The organism is Citrobacter amalonaticus, assembly GCF_002918555.1.
Lineage (GTDB): Bacteria > Pseudomonadota > Gammaproteobacteria > Enterobacterales > Enterobacteriaceae > Citrobacter_C > Citrobacter_C amalonaticus_A.
In genome coordinates this window covers 103,495-117,097 of record NZ_PQMB01000010.1, presented here as the reverse complement: position 1 = coordinate 117,097, position 13,603 = coordinate 103,495, and the positions used below count along the sequence as shown (strand labels likewise).

The following is a 13,603-nucleotide window of genomic DNA, read 5'->3' as shown; positions in this document are numbered from 1 at the left end:
TATTCATTTATTGTCCGAAGACATTAAGAATCCATGTCACTTTGAGTGCCCACACAGATTGTCTGATAAATTGTTAAAGAGCAGTGCCGCTTCGCATTTTCTCAGCAGCGCGGGGTGTGCATAATACGCTTTCCCGCTTGAGAGTCAAGCATTTATTTTGCTTTTCTCCGGTATCCGTCGGCGGCTTTCGCCGGGAGGACCCTGCTGACCCGGCGGCTTGCGTGCCGTTGTTCCGTGTCAGTGGAGGCGCATTATAGGGAGTTATTTCAGGCTGACAAGGGGAAATTTAAAATAATTTCCCGAGTGCGTATTTTTTATTCTTTCCGCTTATTTTGTCGACGTCCTGCTGGTTAACTGAGCTATTTCACGGGCAAAACTCGCTACCTGTTCCCAGTCGGTATAGATCACTTCTTTATTGGTATCCGTTTCGCCCCCCGACATCTTCATTATCAGTTTGATCATGAAACGGTCATACCAGCGATAGCGTGGGTAAAGCAGTGCGCCAGCGATCACGGCACAACGGTCAGGCCGCCATTGCGAGTTCATCAGAAACTTGCGCGCATAGCTGTTAGTCTGTGGCGTTCGCTTCTCCGGTTTACGCGCCACTAAATTAACGGAGTAAAACGCACTTGGCATACCGTTCAGCCGCGTGGCGTGTTTCTTTACGAACGACTGGAAAGCGCTATGGTGATGACCGTAACGAATAGAAGCGCCAATCACCACACTATCGTAACTTGCCCAGTCCGGCTCTTCTGTACGATGCAGGTTTACGACATCTGCCCAGACGCCAAGATCTTTTAACTCTGAAGCCAGATACGAGGCGATTTCGCGTGTTTGTCCATCCCGGGTTGAGAAAAGAATCAGTGTTTTCACGTGTTACTCCATTATTCACGCCAGAAGGTCGGGGTAAAAAGTACCAGCAAAGTGAAGACCTCCAGACGACCAAACAACATGTTGGCAATCAGGATCCATTTCGCTACGGGGTTCATACTGGCGAAATTATCGGCAACAACCCCCAGTCCAGGCCCGAGGTTGTTCAGTGTAGCAACCACGGAAGCAAACGCAGAGAAGTCATCCACGCCGGTAGCAATAATTGCCAGCATACTGACAATAAATACCAGAGCATACGCCGAGAAAAAACCCCAAACCGCTTCGAGAATGCGTTCCGGCAATGCACGATTACCCAGTTTAATACTGTAAACCGCATTTGGATGCACGAGGCGCTTCAGCTCACGGTTCCCCTGTTTGAACAACAGGAGGATACGGATAACCTTCAGCCCCCCACCCGTTGAACCGGCACAACCACCGATGAATGCAGAACACAGCAGCAGCACAGGCAGGAAGAGCGGCCAACGCGCAATGCTGTCTGTGGTAAATCCTGCTGTTGTCGCCATCGACACGACCTGGAAAAAAGCCTGGTTTAGCGTGGTCAGCGCCGAGCTATAGATATCATGAAACCACAGCACCAACGTACAGATGACCACCAGCGTCAACTGGACGCCAATGAACATGCGAAATTCCGGGTCGCGCCAGTAGACTTTCAGACTGCGCCCGCTTAACAAAGAGAAGTGCAGACCGTAGTTACAGCCTGAGATCAGCAAGAAGATAGCAATGATGGTATTGATCGTTGGACTATTGAAGAAGCCCACGCTGGCATCATGCGTCGAGAATCCACCGATCGCGATAGTGGCAAAGCTGTGTCCTATGGCATCAAACGCGGGCATCCCCGCAAACCACAGCGCCAGCGCACACGCCACTGTCAGCAAAACATAGATAAGCCATAGCGTTTTCGCCGTCTCAGCGATACGCGGACGCATTTTGTTATCTTTCAATGGACCCGGCATTTCTGCACGATAGAGCTGCATCCCACCAACGCCGAGAATCGGGAGAATGGCCACCGCCAGCACAATGATCCCCATCCCGCCAAACCATTGCAGCATCTGACGATAAAAGAGAATGGCATGGGGAAGTGAATCCAGCCCCACCAGCGTAGTCGCGCCGGTTGTGGTTAACCCGGAGAATGACTCAAAGAACGCATCGGTAATGGTGAGGTTTGGACTCTCCGAGAAGATGAACGGTAGCGCACCCACGCTGCCCAGCACCGTCCAGAACAGCACGACAATCAGAAATCCTTCGCGGGATTTGAGTTCGCCCTTCTCCTTACGGTTCGGCCACCACAACATGGAGCCAATCACCAGAGCGACAAAGAAGGTTTGCGTAAATGCACGTCCCGCCCCATCACGGTAGATGAGAGCTACCAGCCCGGGGAGGATCATTGTCCCCGAAAATAAGATGACCAGTAGTCCAACAATTCGGGTAATGGCACGAAAATGCATCTCTGCCGCTTCCTTAGTTCTTCAAAATAAGGTGGGGATTATTCTTCAATCGCTAACAATTGCAATGAACCACGGCTAAAATCCGCCAGCCTGGCTGAAAATTCGTTCACATTCGCATAAGGAAGCGCCACCCTGAGCCGAACGAATGCCTGGTAATCACTGGAAACAACCTGGCCGCTAAATTGCCCCAACAGTGATTCAATACCTGCCAACTGGCTGTACTCACACTGCAAAGTATATTCGGTTAATGGCGTCTTGCGCTGTGTCGTTAATTGACGCAACGCCTGACTTACGCCACCGCCGTAAGCCTTCACCAGCCCACCAGTGCCAAGCAAAACACCACCATAATAGCGCACCACTACCGCGGTAATCTCGCCAACGCCGCAGCCCATCAACTGCGCAAGCATCGGTTTACCTGCCGTTCCTGCCGGTTCACCATCGTCTGAAAAGCCAAGCTGTTGTGAATCATTCGGCGCACCCGCCACCCACGCCACGCAATGGTGACGGGCGTCCGGGTGTTCGGCTCTTACTGACTCAACAAAGGCTTTCGCCGCTTCAACGCCATCGGTATGGGCGAGAAGCGTAATGAAGCGGCTCTTTTTGATCTCTTCAACAACGGTGACCGGCGCCGCAGGAATTAACCAACTGTCCATCACGCCAGTTTTAAATCCCGCGTCATATTTTCAACGTTGTTCTCGTGGATCACCACGTTGTCTTCGATACGAATACCCCCAAATGGCTTCAGCGCTTCAATTTTTTGCCAGTTGAAGTGTTTGCTGAACTGTCCTTCACGCCACGGCGCCAGCAGAGATTCAATGAAGTAGAGACCTGGCTCAATGGTCAGCACCATTCCCGGCTGGAGCACCCGGGTGCAGCGCAGATATGGGTATTTCGACGGCGCAGCGAGATGCGTGCCGCTGTCATCCTGCATAAAGCCAGCAACATCATGGACCTGTAGCCCAAGCGGGTGACCGATACCGTGCGGCATAAACGGCCCGGTAAGATCGTTCTCAACCATCGCTTCTTCACTCATCCCGGTGATGATTTGATGTTTTCGCAGCAGCTTCGCGATGCGCTGATGGAACTGTATGTGGTAATCCACATAGCTGACGCCCGCCTTCATGGTGGCGATCAACGCCAGTTGCTCATCATTAACATCCTTCACCAGCTGCGCATAGTCATTGTCATTTTTCGCCGACCAGGTGCGCGTCAGGTCTGCCGCATAACCGTTGTACTCCGCACCGGCATCCAGCAGGAAACTGCGAATTTCAGACGGAGCCTGGTGATCCAGCTTCGTGTAGTGAAGAACAGAAGCATGTTCGTTGAGCGCAACGATGTTGCTGTACGGCACATCGGTATCGCGGTGACCGGTTGCGGTCAGGTAAGCCAGATTGATATCAAACTCGCTCATGCCGGAACGGAACGCTTCTTCCGCGGCACGGTGACCACTTACCGCCATTTTCTGCGCTTCACGCATGCAGGCCAGTTCGTATTCAGTTTTGCAGGAACGGTAATAGTGCAGATAATCGATCACCCCTTTCGGGTTGATGTTGCTGGCCGCAATATCCAGCTGCAATGCACGCTCCGGAACCGGTCCGATATAACCAATATTGCCGCGTGCCGCAGGCAGCAGGCTACCAATGCCGTCGGCTTTCGGCAGAGCAATCACCTCGACTTCATCCGTCCAGAAGGAGGTGGGCAGGGGTTCAACGTTATGCCAGTAATCAACCGGCAGCCAGAACCACAGTTTCGGCTTATTCACGCCATCGACCAGCAGCCAGCAGTTAGGAACCTGCGTCACTGGAACCCAGGCTTTAAACTGCGGATTGACCTTAAATGGATACGGATGATCGTCGAGAAAGACGTTAATAAGTTCGCCTGAGTGAATAAGTAAGGCATCCAGCTCGAAGCGCGCCAGCGCGTCACGCGTCCGCTCCTGTAAGGTAACGATATGATTTTTATAGAGTGCGGCCAGTGATTCCATTTTCTACCCTTCTGTTTTTTTGACCCGAAGTCCCCGCATCTTAGCACATCACTTTGTGAGTGCGTGATTTCTGCCGAGCGTGATCGCGCCGTCATTTCTTTAATCATTCATTTGCATTTCTTTAACATAAAATACACACTTTAGCTCATCTGGTATGACCAGATCACCTTGCGGATTCAGGAGACTGACATGCTTTACAAAGGCGACACCCTGTACCTCGACTGGCTGGAAGATGGCATCGCCGAACTGGTGTTCGATGCCCCTGGCTCAGTCAATAAACTCGACACGGCCACCGTTGCCAGCCTAGGCCATGCGCTTGACGTGCTGGAAAAACAACCGAATTTAAAAGGGCTGCTGCTGCGTTCTAACAAAGCAGCCTTTATTGTTGGTGCCGACATCACCGAATTCCTTTCACTGTTCCTCGTGCCTGAAGAGCAACTGAGCCAGTGGCTGCATTTTGCCAACAGCGTCTTTAACCGTCTGGAAGATTTACCCGTTCCGACCCTTGCCGCGGTAAATGGCTATGCGCTGGGTGGCGGCTGCGAGTGTGTACTGGCAACTGACTACCGTCTGGCAACGCCAGATCTGCGTATTGGCCTGCCGGAAACCAAACTGGGCATCATGCCGGGCTTTGGCGGCTCAGTACGTATGCCGCGTATGCTCGGCGCAGACAGCGCACTGGAAATCATTGCCGCCGGGAAAGATGTCGGTGCCGATCAGGCGCTGAAGATCGGCCTGGTTGATGGTGTGGTGAAGCCAGAGAAACTGCTTGAAGGCGCAATGGCGGTTTTACGTCAGGCGATTAACGGCAACCTTGACTGGAAAGCCAAACGCCAGCCGAAGCTGGAACCGCTGAAACTTAGCAAAATTGAAGCCACGATGAGTTTTACCATCGCCAAAGGGATGGTCGCACAGACGGCGGGCAAACATTATCCGGCTCCGATGACCGCCGTACGGACCATCGAAGCGGCCGCCCGTTTTGGTCGTGACGACGCGTTGGATCTGGAAAATAAAAGCTTTGTTCCGCTGGCGCATACCAACGAGGCTCGCGCGCTGGTCGGTATCTTTCTTAACGATCAGTTCGTGAAAGCCAAAGCCAAAAAGCTCACCAAAAATGTTGAAGCGCCAAAGCAAGCGGCTGTATTGGGCGCGGGCATTATGGGCGGCGGCATCGCTTACCAGTCGGCCTGGAAAGGCGTGCCGGTAATCATGAAGGATATCAACGATAAATCACTGACGCTCGGCATGAGCGAAGCGGCCAAGCTGCTGAACAAACAGCTTGAACGCGGCAAAATAGACGGCCTGAAGATGGCTGGGGTGATCTCAACCATCCACCCAACGCTGGACTATAGCGGTTTTGAACGCGTGGACGTGGTGGTTGAAGCGGTCGTTGAAAATCCGAAAGTGAAAAAAGCGGTACTGGCGGAAACCGAAGATCAGGTTCGCCCGGACACCGTACTGGCTTCGAATACCTCCACCATCCCAATCAACGAACTGGCCAGCGCGCTTAAGCGTCCGGAAAACTTCTGTGGGATGCACTTCTTTAACCCGGTGCACCGGATGCCGCTGGTTGAGATCATTCGCGGCGAGAAAAGCTCGGATGAAACCATCGCTAAGGTTGTCGCCTGGGCAAGCCAGATGGGCAAAACGCCGATTGTGGTTAATGACTGCCCCGGTTTCTTCGTTAACCGCGTGCTGTTCCCCTATTTTGCCGGTTTCAGTCAGCTGCTGCGCGACGGCGCAGACTTCCGCAAAGTCGACAAAGTCATGGAAAAACAGTTTGGCTGGCCGATGGGCCCGGCTTATCTGCTGGACGTGGTGGGCATTGATACCGCGCACCACGCACAGGCGGTAATGTCCGCAGGCTTCCCTCAGCGTATGCAGAAAGATTATCGCGATGCGATCGACGCCCTGTTTGATGCTAACCGTTTCGGGCAGAAAAACGGTCTCGGATTCTGGCGTTATAAAGAAGACAGCAAGGGCAAGCCGAAGAAAGAAGAAGATGCCACCGTTGACAGCCTGTTAAGCGACGTCAGCAAAGCGAAGCGCGATTTCAGCGACGAAGAGATTATCGCACGCATGATGATCCCGATGGTCAATGAAGTGGTGCGTTGTCTGGAAGAAGGCATTATTGCCAGCCCGGCAGAGGCCGATATGGCGCTGGTTTACGGCCTGGGCTTCCCGCCATTCCACGGCGGCGCGTTCCGCTGGCTGGACACGCTCGGCAGCGCAAAATATCTCGATATGGCGCAACAGTATCAGCACCTTGGTCCGCTGTATGAAGTTCCGGCCGGACTGCGTGATAAAGCGCGCCATAACGAACCGTATTATCCCCAGGTTGAGCCAGCCCGCCCGGTTGGCAGCCTGAAAACGGCTTAAGGAGTCACAATGGAACAGGTTGTCATTGTTGATATAGTTCGCACCCCGATGGGCCGTTCGAAAGGGGGCGCGTTTCGTCACGTGCGGGCAGAAGATCTCTCCGCACATTTAATGCGTAGCCTGCTGGCGCGTAATCCGGCGCTGGAGCCAACCGCGCTTGATGACATTTACTGGGGCTGCGTGCAGCAGACGCTGGAGCAAGGCTTTAACATCGCCCGTAACGCCGCACTGCTGGCGGAAGTCCCCCACTCCGTTCCGGCGGTGACCGTTAACCGTCTGTGCGGTTCATCGATGCAGGCGTTGCACGATGCGGCGCGCATGATCATGACCGGCGATGCGCAGGCTTGCCTGGTCGGTGGCGTGGAGCATATGGGTCACGTGCCAATGAGTCACGGCGTCGACTTTCATCCGGGGCTGAGTCGTAATGTGGCGAAAGCCGCGGGGATGATGGGGCTGACAGCAGAGATGCTCTCCCGCATGCACGGTATCAGCCGTGAAATGCAGGACGCTTTCGCCGCACGTTCACACGCTCGCGCCTGGGCAGCCACGCAGTCTGGCGCATTTAAAAATGAAATCATCCCGACCGGCGGTCATGATGCCGACGGCGTGCTGAAGCAGTTTAACTACGATGAAGTTATCCGTCCGGAAACGACTGTTGAAGCGCTCTCCACCCTGCGCCCGGCGTTCGATCCGGTTAACGGAACGGTCACTGCCGGTACCTCCTCTGCCCTTTCTGATGGCGCAGCGGCGATGCTGGTGATGAGTGAAAGCCGTGCGCGTGAACTGGGCCTGAAACCTCGTGCCCGCGTTCGCTCAATGGCGGTGGTTGGCTGTGACCCATCCATCATGGGTTACGGCCCGGTTCCGGCCTCAAAGCTGGCGCTGAAAAAAGCGGGGCTGACTACCAGCGATATCGGTTTGTTTGAGATGAACGAAGCGTTCGCTGCGCAGATCCTGCCATGTATTAAAGATCTGGGGCTGATGGAGCAGATCGATGAGAAGATCAACCTCAACGGCGGGGCGATCGCGCTCGGTCATCCGCTGGGCTGTTCTGGCGCACGTATCAGCACCACGCTGCTGAATCTGATGGAACGCAAAGACGTACAGTTTGGTCTGGCGACGATGTGTATCGGATTAGGTCAGGGCATCGCAACGGTGTTTGAGCGGGTTTAATCCAGCAGTGCCGGGGACGCTTCGCTTACCCGGCCGACAAAATAGTTTTTCAAAGCCATTGCTGCCAGAACAAGGCTCAACATCCCCGGAAGCATAGATAACGACTCTGTGACCGGGGGTGAGCGAAGGCAGCCAACGCAATGAAGCGTGGCCATGGCGAAGAGAGAAAGTTTAGTTGCCGTTCTTCCCGCCTGTCAGGGGCGGGTTTTTTATTGCTCAGATAAAGGCAAACGCATCGCCAAACAGGCGGTCTTCACGTGCGCTGCGTTCATTGCAAAACAGTTCACGGGCAATTTTCGCCATCTCAAAACGACCGGCAATATAGATATCATGATCTGCCAGCGTCCCGAAATCCTGCAATACCGCGGTTAACACGGTACCCGAACGGCCACGCCAACCGCTTTCCGGCTGCTCAACCACAGGCTCGACGCGCAAACCAGGATGCTTCACAGAAAGCGCCTCAAGTTCTGACAGATCGTAGAGATGCTTCTCTTCACGACCTCCCCAGTAAATAGTGATATCGCGGTTCGGATTACGCGCCAGCGCCGTCAGCAGGATTGAACGCACGTAAGAGAAGCCGGTACCGCCAGCAATCAGAATTAATGGGCGGTCTTCATCGTCACGTAACCAGGCTTCGCCATGCGGGATATCAACCACGATCTCCCGGTCTTTCAGGATACGATCCATCACCGCCATCGCGTAAAGGTTGATTTCAGAGGCACCGATGTGAAGCTCGATAAAACCTTGTTCATTCGGTGTGGAGGCCATCGAGAACGGACGTTTGTCGCGCTCATCCATTACGACCATCAAATACTGACCAGCACGAAAGGTAAATGCCGCGTCTGGCACTAAACGAACACGGTATACGGTATCGGTGATAGCCTCTACCGAAGTCACTTTACAGCTTAAGGTTGTCATGCGCTCCCTCTGTCGGGTGTTTAGGGCAAACGATCGCGCCTCAGGCGCCTTTACCGTTATCAAAAATGGCCAGTTCATCCCAAATCGCGTCGATACGCGCGGTTACGTCAGGATCTTTTTTAATGGGGCGTCCCCATTCGCGTTGAGTTTCGCCAGGCCATTTGTTTGTGGCATCCAGTCCCATTTTTGAACCAAGCCCGGAGACTGGCGAGGCAAAATCCAGGTAATCAATTGGCGTATTCTCAACCAGTACCGTATCCCGCGCCGGATCCATACGAGTGGTAATCGCCCAAATCACATCGTTCCAGTCACGTGCGTTAACATCATCATCGCAGACAATAACAAATTTGGTGTACATAAACTGGCGTAAAAAAGACCAGACGCCCATCATGACGCGTTTGGCATGCCCGGCGTACTGTTTTTTTATCGTCACAACGGCCAGTCGATAGGAACACCCTTCCGGCGGCAGATAAAAATCGACGATTTCCGGGAACTGCTTTTGCAGAATCGGCACGAACACTTCGTTTAGCGCGACACCCAGCACCGCGGGTTCATCCGGTGGACGCCCCGTATAGGTAGAGTGATAAATCGCATCTTCACGCTGGGTAACGTGCGTGACGGTAAACACCGGGAAGTTATCCACTTCATTGTAATAACCTGTGTGGTCGCCATAGGGCCCTTCTGGCGCCATCTCACCCGGCTCGATATACCCTTCCAGCACGATTTCAGCACTGGCAGGGACTTCGAGATCGTTAGAGAGACACTTAACCACCTCAGTCCTGGTGCCACGCAGCAGTCCGGCAAAGGCATATTCTGATAACGTGTCAGGCACGGGCGTGACCGCCCCCAGGATCGTCGCCGGGTCGGCCCCCAGGGCCACAGAAACCGGGAAGCGTTCACCGGGGTGCGCGGCGCACCACTCCTGATAATCCAGCGCTCCGCCACGATGGGAAAGCCAGCGCATGATCAGCTTATTTTTCCCAATCAACTGCTGACGATAAATACCCAGATTCTGCCGCTCCTTATGTGGGCCGCGCGTGACCGTCAGACCCCAGGTGATAAGCGGCGCAGCGTCATCCGGCCAGCAGGTCATGATGGGGATCCGGTTTAAATCGACCTCATCGCCGGTGAACACCTTCTGCTGGCACGGTGCGCCACGCAGTCGCTTCGTCGGCATGTTCAGCACCTGTTTGAATTGGGGTAATTTATCAAACAGATCGCGAAACCCTTTGGGTGGCTCCGGTTCTTTTAAAAACGCCAACAGCTTACCGACTTCCCGCAGCGCAGTGACATCATCCTGCCCCATCCCCATCGCCACCCGCTTCGGTGTACCAAACAGGTTACACAGCACCGGCATCGAATAGCCTTTGGGATTTTCAAACAACAGCGCAGGACCACCGGCACGCAAAGTACGGTCGGCAATTTCCGTGATTTCCAGATGGGGATCCACCGGGAGCGTGATGCGTTTAAGCTCGCCCTGCTGTTCAAGTAGCGTCAGAAAGTCGCGTAAATCGTGATATTTCATGGCGTCCATTATGGCCTCTTTGCAAGCGACTCATTATACGGTGTTCATCACCGTGATGCTGTCTTTTTGTTAAATTAGCGTGAACTCTGGCAACCGGCAAAGAAGCTGCCTGAAATACGAAGGGTATACTCAAAATAATTCGGGTTGCGGGACACAACGGCGTAGTCATTTTGTACTGCGCTTGCGCTCTGGTCCCGCAGGGGTGAGGCCGAAGGTCGGGTAACAAAGCCAGCATATCCACAACCCGAAGTATGACAAGTATAATTAACTTAGTGCATGGCTTTTGCTATGCTTGCGCCCGAACAAGCGGATAAGAGTCATTATGCAATCCTGGTATTTACTGTACTGCAAACGCGGGCAACTTCAGCGTGCCCAGGAACACCTCGAAAGACAGGCGGTTAACTGCCTGACGCCAATGATCACCCTGGAAAAAATGGTGCGCGGAAAACGTACCGCAGTGAGTGAGCCACTGTTCCCCAACTATCTGTTTGTGGAGTTCGATCCGGAAGTGATCCACACCACAACGATCAACGCCACGCGCGGCGTCAGCCACTTTGTCCGCTTTGGCGCCTCGCCTGCCACGGTTCCGTCCAGCGTCATCCATCAGCTTTCGGTTTATAAGCCTGAAGGCGTCGTTGATCCGGAGACACCGTACCCCGGCGATAGTGTGATCATCACCGAAGGCGCGTTTGAAGGGCTGAAAGCCATCTTCACCGAACCGGACGGCGAAGCGCGTTCAATGCTCCTGCTCAACCTGCTGAATAAAGAGGTTAAGCAGAGCGTGAAGAATACCGGCTTCCGTAAGATTTAATCTTACTCAGAACGTTATCCCAAACAGCTTTCTGACATTGGCATCCGTTGTGGCAGCCAGCCACTGCGGATCTTCCCCACGCCAGTGCGCGATGCGCTCAAGAATATGCGCCAGATAAGCCGGTTCATTACGTCTTGAGGCTGGTTTCGGCGACATGTCGCGCGGCAGCAGGTACGGCGCATCGGTTTCAATCAATAGCTTCTCTGCCGGAATAAACGGCAGCAGTTCCCGCAGTTCCAGACCTCGGCGCTCGTCGCACACCCACCCCGTGATGCCAATAGAGAGCCCACGCGCCACGCACGCCTGCATCTCTTCACGCGAGCCGGTAAAGCAGTGCAGTACCGCGCCGGGGAGCTTTTCCAGCCAGGGTTCCAGCAATGTCAGAAAACGTTCGTGGGCGTCACGACAATGCATAAAGACCGGCATTTGTAGCTCCGCGGCAATACGCAACTGCGCTTCAAACGCCCATTCCTGCTCCAGCGGCGTAGAAAAGTTACGGTTAAAATCGAGGCCGCATTCGCCGATTGCCACCACCTCTGGCTGGCCTGCCAGGGCGACAATCGTCTCTTCGGTTGATGGTTGCCATTGACTGCTGTCATGCGGATGTACGCCCGCCGTTGACCAGCAACGCGGATACTGGCGTGCCAGTATCTGCGCCTGCTGGCTTTCGTGCAGATTAGTGCCGGTGATAAGCATGCCGTTCAGACCTGTGGCAAACGCACGCGCCACAACATCATCACGGTCTTTGGTAAATTGTGAGCTGGTTAAATTCACACCAATATCAAACATGCCTCTCTCCATATGACAACCGCCCTGACGGGCGGTTGAATTTATTCTTCTGCTTTTTCGCTTTTCTCAGCGTCAGCTTCTGCCTCGGCCTCATTATCTTCATCACGCATCCGTCGTTTACCAACATAGAAACGGGAGAAGAACACCCCAATTTCAAACAAGAAATACATCGGTATTGCCAGCAGCGTTTGCGAAAACACATCCGGCGGGGTGAGTAACATGCCCACCACAAACGCGCCAACCAGCACGTAAGGACGCTTTTTGCGCAGATCTTCCGGTGTCGTTATGCCCATCCAGCACAGCAAGACGATAGCCACCGGCACCTCAAACGAGATGCCGAATGCCATAAACAACGCCATGACAAAGCTGAGATAGCTGGCGATATCGGTAGATACCTGTACGCCTTCCGGTGCCGTATTGGCAAGGAAACCAAACGCCAGCGGGAAGACGACAAAGTAAGCGAAAGCCATGCCGATGTAGAACAGCAATGAACTGGAGACCAGCAGCGGTACAACCAGGCGACGCTCGTGTTTATATAACGCCGGGGCAATAAACGCCCAAACCTGATAAAGGATCACCGGGGCTGAAAGAATCAGCGACACCATGAAGGTCAGCTTGATTGGCGTAAAGAACGGCGAAGCCACGTCGGTGGCAATCATCGTCGCGCCCTGCGGCAGCTGTTTGATCAGCGGCGCGGAAACCAGGTGATAAATGTCATTGGCAAAATAGACCAATGCCAGAAAAATCACGATAACCGCGATTATGCAGTTCAGCAGACGCTTACGCAGCTCAATCAGGTGCGTGATAAGCGGTTGGGTATCTTCTACAGCCATGTTTACGGTTTATCACTCGATGAAGGGGAGGAGTCAGTAACAGGCGCAACAGATTTCGGTTCAGCATCCATCGCGTTTACGGAAGATTTTTCCATCGACTCTGGTTTCTTAACTTCAACGGTCTCCGGCGTGTGCTCCGGTGAACTGGCCTGCGCTTCGGCGGTTGCGGGCGTCACACCTGCATGTTCCGCTTCATTCCCTTTCACCACCGGATTATGAATGGTGTGGGCTTCATCGCTTGCCTTTTCCGGCTCATTCGCGACATAAGAGCGCTTCATCGACTCAGCGGCCTGGCGCAGTTCATCCATTGATGCTTTAAGTTCAGGCGTCAGGTTTGTCAGGCTCGCTTTCTCCACCTTCTTCAGACTGTCCTGGAACTCCTGAAGCTTCAGCTCCTGAGTCAGTTCGTTCTGAACGGTGGTTGCAAGAGAACGCAAGGCACGAACCCAACCTGCTACCGTTTTTACCGCAACAGGCAGTCGTTGCGGCCCCAGGACGATGAGGCCGATAATGAAAACCAGTAGCAGTTCGCTAAAACCGATGTCAAACACGAATTACACCTGCTCTTTATCGTGGCGCTTTGCGTCTTCAGTTTTCGTGGCTTCCGGTTGCGCGTCGGTCTGCTTGTCAGCAATAGACTTAGCAGTAAAATCAGCATCCTGACTGGTTTTATCCTGCTTAGGCTCATCATCGCCCATTGCTTTTTTAAAGCCCTTGATAGACGCACCAAGATCGGAACCGATGGAGCCGAGTTTCTTGGTGCCGAACAGCAGCACAACGATGACGGCAATGATCAACAACTGCCAAATACTGATACCACCCATACATGTTCCTCTGTGATAGATGATGAATTAA

Annotated in this window: 13 protein-coding genes; 3 read left to right on the top strand and 10 right to left on the bottom strand. The window is 53.6% G+C overall.

Annotated features, from left to right (window positions below; translation table 11 throughout):
* Positions 1-327: 327 nt before the first annotated feature.
* From hemG to pepQ, 4 genes are read right to left on the bottom strand one after another with little or no spacing between them, the layout of a single operon-like run.
* Entirely contained in the window at positions 328-873 is a 546-nt protein-coding gene (gene hemG / locus C3432_RS26910; RefSeq protein ID WP_103780679.1) for a menaquinone-dependent protoporphyrinogen IX dehydrogenase, read from the bottom strand.
* An 11-nt stretch (positions 874-884) separates the two neighbouring features.
* On the bottom strand, positions 885-2,336 hold the full coding sequence (trkH, locus tag C3432_RS26905; protein ID WP_103780677.1) for a Trk system potassium transporter TrkH: 1,452 nt from the start codon (positions 2,334-2,336) through the stop codon (positions 885-887).
* 38 nt (positions 2,337-2,374) lie between these two features.
* Complete coding sequence (locus tag C3432_RS26900; RefSeq protein ID WP_103780675.1) at positions 2,375-2,989, bottom strand: IMPACT family protein; 615 nt, start codon at positions 2,987-2,989, stop codon at positions 2,375-2,377.
* A complete protein-coding gene (gene pepQ / locus C3432_RS26895; protein ID WP_103780673.1) occupies positions 2,989-4,320 on the bottom strand; it encodes a Xaa-Pro dipeptidase in 1,332 nt (443 codons plus the stop codon). The genes C3432_RS26900 and pepQ overlap by 1 nt, the downstream gene beginning before the upstream one ends.
* A 189-nt stretch (positions 4,321-4,509) precedes the next feature.
* On the opposite strand from pepQ, the gene fadB reads away from it, so the two are divergent.
* Positions 4,510-6,699 carry a fatty acid oxidation complex subunit alpha FadB gene (gene fadB / locus C3432_RS26890; protein ID WP_103780671.1) on the top strand — a complete coding sequence of 730 codons (2,190 nt, stop codon included), beginning with the start codon at positions 4,510-4,512 and terminating at the stop codon, positions 6,697-6,699.
* Positions 6,700-6,708: 9 nt separating this feature from the next.
* Positions 6,709-7,872, top strand: a complete 1,164-nt coding sequence (gene fadA, locus C3432_RS26885) for an acetyl-CoA C-acyltransferase FadA (RefSeq protein WP_103780668.1) — start codon at positions 6,709-6,711, stop codon at positions 7,870-7,872.
* Between the two features lie 216 nt (positions 7,873-8,088).
* On the opposite strand, the gene fre is transcribed toward fadA, so the two are convergent.
* Together fre and ubiD are read right to left on the bottom strand one after the other, a co-directional pair.
* The gene (fre, locus tag C3432_RS26880; RefSeq protein WP_103780666.1) at positions 8,089-8,790 is read right to left on the bottom strand and encodes an NAD(P)H-flavin reductase; all 702 of its coding nucleotides are present in this window, start codon (positions 8,788-8,790) and stop codon (positions 8,089-8,091) included.
* Between the two features lie 40 nt (positions 8,791-8,830).
* A complete protein-coding gene (ubiD, locus tag C3432_RS26875) occupies positions 8,831-10,324 on the bottom strand; it encodes a 4-hydroxy-3-polyprenylbenzoate decarboxylase (protein ID WP_103780663.1) in 1,494 nt (497 codons plus the stop codon).
* A gap of 313 nt (positions 10,325-10,637) precedes the next feature.
* Between ubiD and rfaH the strand changes: the two genes are divergently transcribed.
* The gene (gene rfaH / locus C3432_RS26870) at positions 10,638-11,126 is read left to right on the top strand and encodes a transcription/translation regulatory transformer protein RfaH (protein ID WP_103780661.1); all 489 of its coding nucleotides are present in this window, start codon (positions 10,638-10,640) and stop codon (positions 11,124-11,126) included.
* A gap of 6 nt (positions 11,127-11,132) precedes the next feature.
* Here the strand turns inward: rfaH and tatD are convergent, their stop codons facing one another.
* Genes tatD through tatA form a run of 4 tightly spaced genes read right to left on the bottom strand, consistent with a single transcriptional unit; the run spans position 11,133 to position 13,572 of the window.
* Complete coding sequence (gene tatD, locus C3432_RS26865; protein WP_103780659.1) at positions 11,133-11,915, bottom strand: 3'-5' ssDNA/RNA exonuclease TatD; 783 nt, start codon at positions 11,913-11,915, stop codon at positions 11,133-11,135.
* A gap of 41 nt (positions 11,916-11,956) precedes the next feature.
* Positions 11,957-12,748: a Sec-independent protein translocase subunit TatC gene (tatC, locus tag C3432_RS26860; protein WP_103780656.1), complete on the bottom strand. Its 792-nt coding sequence runs from the start codon at positions 12,746-12,748 to the stop codon at positions 11,957-11,959.
* Positions 12,749-12,750: 2 nt separating this feature from the next.
* Positions 12,751-13,299, bottom strand: coding sequence for a Sec-independent protein translocase protein TatB (gene tatB, locus C3432_RS26855; protein ID WP_103780654.1), 549 nt, complete (start codon positions 13,297-13,299; stop codon positions 12,751-12,753).
* 3 nt (positions 13,300-13,302) lie between these two features.
* Positions 13,303-13,572 carry a Sec-independent protein translocase subunit TatA gene (tatA, locus tag C3432_RS26850; protein ID WP_103780652.1) on the bottom strand — a complete coding sequence of 90 codons (270 nt, stop codon included), beginning with the start codon at positions 13,570-13,572 and terminating at the stop codon, positions 13,303-13,305.
* Between the last annotated feature and the right edge of the window lie 31 nt (positions 13,573-13,603).

What these genes read in the sequence shown, in the direction of transcription:
- trkH (WP_103780677.1), bottom strand. Translation starts at nt 2,336, where the DNA reads ATGCATTTTCGTGCCATTACCCGAATTGTTGGACTACTGGTCATCTTA.
- C3432_RS26900 (WP_103780675.1), bottom strand. Translation starts at nt 2,989, where the DNA reads ATGGACAGTTGGTTAATTCCTGCGGCGCCGGTCACCGTTGTTGAAGAG.
- pepQ (WP_103780673.1), bottom strand. Translation starts at nt 4,320, where the DNA reads ATGGAATCACTGGCCGCACTCTATAAAAATCATATCGTTACCTTACAG.
- fadB (WP_103780671.1), top strand. Translation starts at nt 4,510, where the DNA reads ATGCTTTACAAAGGCGACACCCTGTACCTCGACTGGCTGGAAGATGGC.
- fadA (WP_103780668.1), top strand. Translation starts at nt 6,709, where the DNA reads ATGGAACAGGTTGTCATTGTTGATATAGTTCGCACCCCGATGGGCCGT.
- fre (WP_103780666.1), bottom strand. Translation starts at nt 8,790, where the DNA reads ATGACAACCTTAAGCTGTAAAGTGACTTCGGTAGAGGCTATCACCGAT.
- ubiD (WP_103780663.1), bottom strand. Translation starts at nt 10,324, where the DNA reads ATGGACGCCATGAAATATCACGATTTACGCGACTTTCTGACGCTACTT.
- rfaH (WP_103780661.1), top strand. Translation starts at nt 10,638, where the DNA reads ATGCAATCCTGGTATTTACTGTACTGCAAACGCGGGCAACTTCAGCGT.
- tatD (WP_103780659.1), bottom strand. Translation starts at nt 11,915, where the DNA reads ATGTTTGATATTGGTGTGAATTTAACCAGCTCACAATTTACCAAAGAC.
- tatC (WP_103780656.1), bottom strand. Translation starts at nt 12,748, where the DNA reads ATGGCTGTAGAAGATACCCAACCGCTTATCACGCACCTGATTGAGCTG.
- tatA (WP_103780652.1), bottom strand. Translation starts at nt 13,572, where the DNA reads ATGGGTGGTATCAGTATTTGGCAGTTGTTGATCATTGCCGTCATCGTT.